At 47.9% G+C, this 5,352-nt stretch carries 5 protein-coding genes; all 5 read left to right on the top strand.

The genetic code is table 11. The features are described 5' to 3' along the window. The first annotated feature begins 690 nt into the window (after window positions 1–690). The 5 genes from IAQ59_RS21475 (at window position 691) to IAQ59_RS21455 (ending at window position 5,225) form a co-directional block, all read left to right on the top strand. Window positions 691–1,344 (top strand): hypothetical protein, encoded by a 654-nt coding sequence (locus IAQ59_RS21475; RefSeq protein ID WP_209332913.1) that lies wholly within the window; start codon window positions 691–693, stop codon window positions 1,342–1,344. Window positions 1,345–1,389: 45 nt separating this feature from the next. Beyond that, the gene (locus tag IAQ59_RS21470) at window positions 1,390–1,641 is read left to right on the top strand and encodes a hypothetical protein (protein WP_209332912.1); all 252 of its coding nucleotides are present in this window, start codon (window positions 1,390–1,392) and stop codon (window positions 1,639–1,641) included. A 42-nt stretch (window positions 1,642–1,683) separates the two neighbouring features. Further along, window positions 1,684–2,619: a glycosyltransferase gene (locus IAQ59_RS21465; protein WP_245189773.1), complete on the top strand. Its 936-nt coding sequence runs from the start codon at window positions 1,684–1,686 to the stop codon at window positions 2,617–2,619. A gap of 11 nt (window positions 2,620–2,630) precedes the next feature. Beyond that, window positions 2,631–4,418, top strand: a complete 1,788-nt coding sequence (locus IAQ59_RS21460) for an ABC transporter ATP-binding protein (protein WP_209332910.1) — start codon at window positions 2,631–2,633, stop codon at window positions 4,416–4,418. A gap of 504 nt (window positions 4,419–4,922) precedes the next feature. After that, window positions 4,923–5,225, top strand: a complete 303-nt coding sequence (locus IAQ59_RS21455) for a GIY-YIG nuclease family protein (protein WP_209332909.1) — start codon at window positions 4,923–4,925, stop codon at window positions 5,223–5,225. The last annotated feature ends 127 nt before the right edge of the window (window positions 5,226–5,352 follow it).

Below are 5,352 nucleotides of genomic sequence, written 5' to 3'. Positions count from 1 at the left end.
CAGGCAATTCGGTTGGTTGCGCAGCGCTAGACATCTCCGGGTTTTGGCGGAAGTGGGAGGACACCATGAACATCTCCCCGGCCAAAACGGAGGGACAAATTGATCTCTAAGCCCAGGCTATAAACATGTCACCCCTACGGGGTAAGGGAGCCCGGCAAACCCCGTCATTGCGAGTGACGCAGGAGCGAAGCAATCTCTTTAAGTTAGCTCAAGGGGCTTGGGTGTTTTTGGGAAGGAAGCTCGGTTTCTCCAATTGCTAATTGGCAGAAATATCGGGGTGTAGTTGCAAACTACACCCAGTGCGGGGGCCACGGGGGAATAGATTTGAAAAATAAACAGCAAATAAATCTTTAAGGCTTGATAACATCTCAACCTACCATTCAGCCAATAGAAACGAATGCTCAGGTGCGTGTGATACCATTCGAGGAGGCGCTGCAAAAAGATTGGAATGAGGTGGTGAAGCATTCTACGAATGGCACCTTTTTACACGATAGAGCGTATATCAGCTACCACGAAAATAGGTTTAGGGATGCTTCCCTTATTTTCTATGTAGGTTGCACCCCGATTTGCGTTTTCCCCTCGAATGAAGATGGAAGGGGAATCATATCACATGCAGGCCTTTCTTATGGCGGGTGGGTTTTCCGGTATCCGGTCTCTTTACCACTCGCGGAAAGGATCGTTCATCAAACGTTGGAACACTACCAAAAGAGAAATTACCAAAGAATTGAGATCAGAAGTATCCCCGTTTTTTTTTGTAAAGAACCACAAGAAAAGTTCCTAAACGTTTTAATGAATGCTGGCGCCATAATCTCGGACACGTTCATCCATCATTGCACGCGACTTCCTTATAAAATAATAAATCACGGCAAAAGATGGGGAAAAAAAAAGGCGCTAAAAAATAAGCTATACGTAAAGGAAATGGCAGATTTCGCCTTTTTTTGGGAAAGGATACTAAAACCGAATCTCCGCAATAAACACGCTGTTTCCCCTACGCATTCCCTTGCGGAAATCCAACGGCTAAAATCGAGATTTCCCAACCAAATCCGTCTATATGGTGTATACCAATCTGGTCTTATGCTCGGCGGGGCAGTTGTTTACGAAACAGATCTTTGCAATCACCTTCAATATATTGCCGCTACGGAATACGGAAAAAAGCTAGCTTGTCTTGATTTACTGATGAGTACTCTTATCGAAGATCGATCTAGCCAGAAGGCCTATTTTAATATGGGCGTCTCTCATATTCCACCTACTGGAAAACCAAATAAGGGACTGTTGCAATGGAAGGAAAGTCTTGGCGGTAAACCTTTTCCAGCCCATAGACTCTTATTCAATCTGACAGAGTAGGACGGGGAATCGCCGATACCTGATCTTGTTAATTAACCTACTAATTTGAATATTCTTCTCATCCCTTCTTGGTACCCGGATGGGGATTATTTTATGAACGGAATCTTTATAAAAGAGCAAGCTTTAGCCTTTGCCAGAACTTTTCCCGAACACAAAATTGGCGTTAGCCTGTGGGGACAACAGAAGGATGAATATTTGCTTTGGACCAAAGACCAGCTGAATAATGTAACGAAGGTAAAAAATGGACTGAGCAACGTCCGCAAGACAAGGCTTGTTTCTACCCCATTGCCGAATTAATACGAATGGGAAACGCCGGTTTTTACCTGGACGGAAAAGCTCCTGAATGGAAATCTTGGCGGAATACAACGTGCCAATGAAAAAAATCTACAGGAGTTTACTCGCATTGCTGGTAAAGTAGATATAATTCACGCACAAGTATGTCACAAAGCGGGATTAATAGCGCGTTGGTTATCCAAAAAATATAGAATTCCCTATGTAATTACGGAGCAAATGAGTCCGTTTCCTTTCCCGCAAATTCTAAAAAATGGCCGATTGTCTTCCCGCTACGCACAAGCTTATCAAGCTGCTTCAACCAATATCGCAATCAGTCCGGACCTAAGGGATAAGATGAAAAAATTGGGAATCCCCCGCGTGGTGGTGGTTCCAAATCTTACCGATGAACTGTTTTTCCTCCCGGCATCCAAAAAACAGGACCGTTCATTTACATTTTTTACGCTTTGTGACATGCGGGAGCAAAAAGACCTCCCGACTCTTTTTAAAGCAATAGCCTGTCTACTAGAGAAAAAACCCTCCGTCCGATTCCGCATTGGGGGAGGCGGGGAAATGTTTGTTACTTGGAAAAATTTGGCAGACCACATGGGACTCTCCCCATTCGTTACCTGGCTTGGCCCACTTGACCGACAGCAGGCCCGGTTTGAATTTCAGCAAGCCCATGCGTTCGTTCTTCCTAGCATCCACGAAACCTTAGGCGTCGTTTTTCTGGAAGCAATTGCATGCGGCATTCCTGTAATAGGAACCCGCTGCGGTGGGCCGGAAAGCATTATCAATGACGAAAATGGCATACTGGTAGAAGTCGGTAACCCAATCGCTCTTTGCGACGCAATGGAGGCCTTAATGGACAACTACCTCACCTATGATGCCAACAAAATCCGAAAATCCTTTCTAGCGCGATTTTCGGTTGCTCCAGTGTGTACTCAATTAGAGGAAATTTACAAGCACATTACCAGCAAAAAAACATCGCTATTAGCTTTATAATCAAAATAAGCATGCCCCCCTCCCCCTTCAAAAAATACTTTACCTACTTCCGATTTTTCTACGGATTTTTAAAGCACCGCCTGATCGTGGCCTTTGCGCTGAGTATAGGCGTGGGGCTGATGGACGGATTGGGGCTGACCATGTTTATCCCCCTGCTCCAACTGATCGACGGCGGAGAAGGATCCGCCGAAGGACTGGGCAGGCTGGCCTTCTTGGTAGATGGACTGAAGGCATTGGGCATTCCCTTTACCCTGGTACCCGTGCTGCTGATCATGGTGCTGTTCTTCCTGGCCAAAGGCGCCTTCAAATTTATGGAGTCCTACTACCGGGTACGCATGCGCCGCTACTTTATTCAGCGCCTGCGCTTTCAGACCATCGACCGCCTGTCGGAACTGAGCTACAAGGCCTTTGTGCTCTCCGACTCCGGCAGGATCCAAAATACGGTAAGCGGGGAAATGGAACGGGTGGTGGCCGCATGGAGCAGCTACCGAAACGTGCTGCAATCCGGCGCCATGGTTTTTGTCTACATGCTACTGGCCCTATCGGTCAATGTGCAGTTTTCCCTGCTCGTCGCCCTGGGTGCCCTCGCCATCAATGCCATCTACAGCAAGCTGTACAAGCGTACCAAATCACTCTCCCGCAAAGTCACCAACCTAAACCACCTTTTTCAAGGCTTTCTGATACAGCAGGTCGCCTATTTCAAGTACCTCAAGGCCACCGGCAAGCAACGAGCCTACGGCCAGAAGATGAAGGACAAAATTGTGGAAATCGAAAACAGCCACCACCATATGGGCTTTATCGGATCGGCCATCGAAGCCCTACGGGAACCCATGGTGGTCATAATCGTCGTAGGGGTTATCTTGCTCGAAGTGATGGTTTTGGGCGGAACTTTCTCTGCGATTATCCTCAGCCTCCTCTTTTTCTATCGAGCGCTTACCTACTTGATTTCCTTTCAGTCCAATTGGAACAGCCTGCTCACCATGCAGGGTTCCCTGGTCAACTTGATGGAGTTTTTGGAAGAACTCAAGGCCGGGCAGGACCGGGACGGCAAGCTACCCCTATCGGTATTCCGGCAATCCATCCGCTTTGACGGGGTGTCTTTTGCCTACCAAAACCTGCCGGTGCTGCGGGACATCCATCTTGAGTTGCCCCGCAACCAAACGCTGGCGTTGGTAGGGGAAAGTGGTTCCGGTAAAACCACCCTGATGAACCTGATCGCCGGGCTGGCCCTCCCCGATCAGGGAGGGATTTACGTAGATGGTATCTCCGTACGGGATCTCAATCGGGCCACGTACCAATCCCGTATCGGGTATATCACGCAGGAACCGGTCATATTCAGCGACACCGTCTTTAACAATGTCAGCTTCTGGGACCGCAACACTCCCGAAAACAGGCAACGTGTTCAGAGGGCATTGGAAAAAGCCTCTGTCTGGAATTTTGTAGAAACGCTGCCGCAGGGCATGGATGCGCCATTGGGCAGCGGGGGCATACTGGTCAGCGGAGGACAGAAGCAGCGAATCTCCATCGCCCGCGAACTATACAAAGACGTGGATATCCTGCTGATGGACGAGGCCACTTCGGCCTTGGATTCCGAAACCGAGCGGGCCATACAGGATAATATCGAAGCCTTAAAAGGGAAGTACACCATTGTGATGATTGCCCACCGGCTCTCTACCGTAAAGCACGCCGACCGCATCCTGGTGATGCAGGCCGGAGAGATCATTCACAGCGGTTCCTTCGATGAACTGATCTCCCATTCGGGCCCATTCAAAAAGATGGTGGAGCTACAGGAGTTTTAATTTTCTCGTCATTGCGAGGAGTGAGCGACGAAGCAATCTCAACAACCGTCCTCGTCATTGCGAGGAGGGACGACGAAGCAATCTCCCTATGCGGCATCAAGGGGATTGCCACGGCTTGATAGCGATTACCAACCTATTCTTAGTATCCGAAAGCAAACTAATTTGTCTATCCAATACCACATATCTCCAAGCCTCGCAATGACGGGGAAAAAACCGTTATCGTCATTGCGAGGAGGGACGACGAAGCAATCTCAACACGCGCAATCGTCATTGCGAGGAGTGAGCGACGAAGCAATCCCCTTGAGGAGACGTTAGATATGAGATTTGAGATTTTTAGAAGACGTAAGATTTAAGACCTAAGACTCGCAATACTCTCTACCGTGGGATTGCCACGGCTTGAGGTCACTCCATTCTCCGATGTATACATGCAAACCGCAGATTACTTAAAATACTATCTTCGGTTCACTCCAAGCCTCGCAATGACGGAGGTGAAATAAACAGCTAATGGAAAAGGGAGGCTGCGTTTACTTTATGACAAACACCCACAACACCACAATCTACATCGGTGTGGCTTCAAATCTGATAAAAAGGGTGTATAAACATAAAACCGGAGTCCATAAGAATTCCTTTACCGCAAGGTATAACCTGACAAAACTGGTTTATTACGAAATATTTCATTCGATTGAGGAAGCAATTGATCGGGAAAAACAATTGAAAGCTGGAAGTAGAAAAAAAAAGATAGAGTTAGTGAACCGCTTTAACCCCGAGTGGAAGGATCTTTATGAGCAGATATGCAGGGAATGGTAACCACCATCGTCATTGCGAGGAGCGAGCGACGAAGCAATCTCTACACGCGTTATCGTCATTGCGAGGAGTGTGCGACGAAGCAATCTCAACAACCGTCCTCGTCATTGCGAGGAGCGAGCGACGAAGC

It is taken from the genome of Lunatimonas salinarum (assembly GCF_017811155.1).
GTDB classification, from domain to species: domain Bacteria; phylum Bacteroidota; class Bacteroidia; order Cytophagales; family Cyclobacteriaceae; genus Lunatimonas; species Lunatimonas salinarum.
This window is presented reverse-complemented; position numbering and strand designations above follow the sequence as displayed.

What these genes read in the sequence shown, in the direction of transcription:
- IAQ59_RS21460 (WP_209332910.1), top strand. Translation starts at nt 2,631, where the DNA reads ATGCCCCCCTCCCCCTTCAAAAAATACTTTACCTACTTCCGATTTTTC.
- IAQ59_RS21455 (WP_209332909.1), top strand. Translation starts at nt 4,923, where the DNA reads ATGGAAAAGGGAGGCTGCGTTTACTTTATGACAAACACCCACAACACC.